The sequence below is a fragment of the Aminobacter sp. P4_H6_2 genome, from assembly GCF_056400805.1.
The window spans coordinates 1-3,504 of record NZ_JBFUKO010000567.1; the positions used below are offsets into that span (position 1 = coordinate 1).

The 3,504-nt window shown below is 62.8% G+C and carries 4 protein-coding genes; 1 reads left to right on the top strand and 3 read right to left on the bottom strand.

Annotation, left to right across the window (positions count from 1 at the left end):
• On the bottom strand, positions 1-1,358 hold a 1,358-nt coding region (locus AC1DUU_RS26615), incomplete at its 3' end, for an FAD-dependent oxidoreductase (RefSeq protein ID WP_476786359.1).
• A gap of 259 nt (positions 1,359-1,617) precedes the next feature.
• On the opposite strand from AC1DUU_RS26615, the gene AC1DUU_RS26620 reads away from it, so the two are divergent.
• Positions 1,618-2,277: a dihydrofolate reductase family protein gene (locus tag AC1DUU_RS26620; protein ID WP_476786360.1), complete on the top strand. Its 660-nt coding sequence runs from the start codon at positions 1,618-1,620 to the stop codon at positions 2,275-2,277.
• A gap of 33 nt (positions 2,278-2,310) precedes the next feature.
• Here AC1DUU_RS26620 and AC1DUU_RS26625 read toward each other — a convergent pair whose 3' ends face one another.
• Together AC1DUU_RS26625 and AC1DUU_RS26630 are read right to left on the bottom strand one after the other, a co-directional pair.
• Positions 2,311-3,099 (bottom strand): DeoR/GlpR family DNA-binding transcription regulator, encoded by a 789-nt coding sequence (locus tag AC1DUU_RS26625; RefSeq protein ID WP_476786361.1) that lies wholly within the window; start codon positions 3,097-3,099, stop codon positions 2,311-2,313.
• Between the two features lie 75 nt (positions 3,100-3,174).
• Positions 3,175-3,504 (bottom strand): glycine cleavage T C-terminal barrel domain-containing protein (locus AC1DUU_RS26630; protein ID WP_476786362.1); only part of this gene is annotated, 330 nt, incomplete at its 5' end.

Below are 3,504 nucleotides of genomic sequence, written 5' to 3' on the forward strand. Positions count from 1 at the left end.
CCTTTGCCAGCGAACCAGTTGGCGCGTTCCCAGCCCATTTTTGAGCCGAAGCAGGCGCCCTTGGCGGCGAGTCGGTCATAGAGCGGCGAGCGCCTGAAAGGCCGCGCGCTGTCGAGCTCGCGGTTCGGCCACGGCATGGCATAGTGCAGGCCGAGTGTTTCCTTGACGCGGTCGTGAAGCCAGCGCGGGTTGTTGTTGAAGCCGGCGAAGCGCCTGATGTCTACCGGCCACAAATCCATTGTCGGCGAACCGTTGACGATCCATTCGGCGAGCGCCTTGCCGGCACCGCCAGCACTGGCAATGCCCATCGAATTGAAGCCGGCGCCGACGAAGAAGTTCTTGAGCTCCGGGGCTTCGCCAAGGATGAAATTGTTGTCGGCGGTGAAGCTTTCCGGCCCGTTGTAGAATTTCTTGACCTCTGATGTTTCCAGCTGCGGCACGCGCACCAATGCGTTCTGCATCAGGATCTCGAACTGGTCCCAGTCGTCGGGCAATAGCGCGAACTCGAAATCGTGGGGGATGCCGTTCATGCCCCATGGCTTGGCCTCGGGTTCAAAGCCGCCCATGACAAGGCCGCCGACCTCTTCCTTGAAATAGATGAAGCCGTCGGGATCGCGCAGCACCGGCAGATCGGGATGCACGCCCTCGATCTTGCCGGTGACGATGTACATGTGCTCAGCCGAATGCAGCGGCACGGTGACGCCGCACATCGCACCGACCTTGCGCGCCCACTGGCCCGCGCAGTTGACGACGACCTCGGCTGCGATGTTGCCCTTGTCGGTCTCGACGCCGCAAGCCTTGCCGTCCTTGACGGTGATGCCGGTGACACGCACGCGCTCGATGACGCGGGCGCCGCGATTGCGCGCCCCTTTGGCCAGCGATTGGGTCAGGTCGGTGGGGTTGGCCTTGCCGTCGCCCGGAAGCCAAACGGCGCCGACGAGGTCGTCGATGGCCATGACCGGCCACTTCTCCTGCGCCTCCCTGGCCGAAATCACCTCGATATCGACGCCCTGCGCGCGGGCCGAAGCGGCAGTGCGCTTGAGCACCGTCATGCGGTCGGCGCTTCGCGCAACCGACAGCGAACCACAGTTTTTCCAGCCGGTGGCAAGCCCCGTCTCTGCCTCGAGCTCGCTGTAGAGCTGGGTCGAATATTTGATCAGGCTGGTCATGTTGGCGTGGCTGCGCAATTGCCCGACCAGGCCCGCCGCATGCCATGTGGTGCCGCCGCTGAGCTGGCCCTGTTCGAGCAGCACGACGTCTTTCCAGCCGAGCTTTGTCAGGTGATAGGCGACCGAGCAGCCGATGATGCCGCCGCCGACGATGACGACGCGTGCCTGCGTCGGGAATTCCTGCGCCATGATGAAACAACCTCCCAAAGGTGAAGGCCGCACTCTATCTCGGTCGCCACAAAACGCAACATAAAATGCAACAAATAATCACATACCAAGCGTGCAGACGTGAGACGATACCGTCCGTCGGGAAGGTGAACGCTACCGCAAGCCAAGGCGGGCTTGCATGCGGGCTGCCATATAGGGAAATTTCGCTAGCCTTGTCGGAACGCACCGCCGCCGAACGTCTTCAAAGCGTGAGCCGGCAAGGGCGATGAAGGAGAACGACATGAGAAAGATCGTGGTGGGTGCATTCATGAGCCTCGACGGCATCATGCAGGCGCCGGGAGGCCCCGAGGAGGATCCGATCGGCGGCTTCAAATATGGCGGTTGGGGCGCGCCCTATTTCGACGAAACGATGACTGAAGCCGTGGGCGAGATGTTCGCCAAGTCCTTCGACCTGCTGCTCGGGCGCAAGACCTGGGACATCTTTGCCGCGCACTGGCCTTATGTCGCCGCAGACGATCCGATCGGTCCGCTGTTCGACAGGATCAACAAATATGTCGCGACCCGCAATCCCAACCTGAAACTCGGCTGGCAGAACAGCCATTCGCTGGGCGCGGACGCCGTTGCCGCTCTACAAAGACTGAAGGCCGAAGACGGACCGGATCTCTTGACCCAGGGCTCGACCGATTTCCTCAAGACCCTGCTCGCTGCCGACCTCGTCGACGAGCTCAACATCTCGATCTTCCCGCTGGTGCTCGGCAAGGGCAAGCGCCTGTTCGGCGACGGCACACTACCGTCGGCACTGAAGCTGGTTTCCTCGAAGGTTTCCGGCACGGGCGTGATCGTCAACAAATACGTCCGCGACGGCGACATCATCACCGGCTCGTTCGAGTTCGAGACCCCAACCGATGCGGAACTGGAACGGCGTAGAAATCTGACCTGAAAAGTCTTGGCTGGCCGCCTCGGCCGTCAGCCATCAATCGCCGACAATCACCTTCGGCCCCTTGCGTTCCAGCGCCTCTGTCATGGCAGCAGAGGGAGCGACGTCGACGATGACGCCGGCGGCAAGCTCGAAGCGCTGGATGCGCAGCGGCGTCAGCCGTCCGAACTTCGAGCTGTCGAGCACGAAATAGGCTTTTGCCGCGGTTGCCGCCATGCGCGAGCGTTGCTCGGCGCCATTGCGGGTGAAGTCGGTGACCTCGCCCTCGGGTGACAGGCCGCCGCCGCCCAAAAACGCCACATCGACGCGGAAGCGACTGATCGCCTCCAGCGCATCGATGCCGATGGCGGCTTCTTCCGACGGGTCGATTTCGCCGCCCAGCATATGCACGCGCACATGCGGCTGGCGACACATATGCAGCGCGATCACCAGACTTGTGGTGCAAACCGTCAGGTTTTGCTTGCCCGTTAACGCGTGCGCCACCGCAAGTGTGGTGGTGCCGGAATCGAGGAAAACGACCATGCCGTCCTCGACCAGATTGGCCGCGGCGCGGCCGATGGCAGCTTTGCCGGCAGCGTTTTCCTGGCTGCGCTCGTTGAGCGCTGGCTCGGTTGCCTCGAATAGCGTCGCCCCGCCATGGACGAGATCGAGCTGGCCGCGCTCGGCTAGATGCTTCATGTCGCGGCGGATGGTCTCCCGCGACACGTCGAAGAAATTGGCAAGCTCGGTGATGCCGACCGAACCGTCGGCGGCAAGGCGCCTCAGGATCTCGTCATGGCGGCGCGGCGCGAGCGCCCGGGCATTGGAGCTGTGCGAGTCGGACATGAGGCCAATGTGGCGATATTGGCCTCATCGAGCAAGCGTATGTTGCAATATGTGGCAGCCGACCCGCATGTTCGGTTACATGCGGACACGCTCGCCGGCGGGATCATACACGCAACGCTCGACGACGGTTGCGCGGCTGCGGCGGCCGAAGGCCTCGACCTCGATCTCCTTGAGCCCCATGTCTTCGCCCTTGAGATAGCCGAACACCAGCGACGCGCCCACCGTATGGCCGAAGTCGCCGCTGGTCGTCATGCCGACAATGCGACCGTTCACCGACATCGCTTCGCCACCATAGACCGATAGCGACTCGTCGAGCCGGAAGCAGGCCAGCTTGCGGCTAAGCCCAAGTTCCTTCTGCGCCACAAGCGCCTCACGGCCCTGGAAGTCGCCCTTCTTCATCGACAC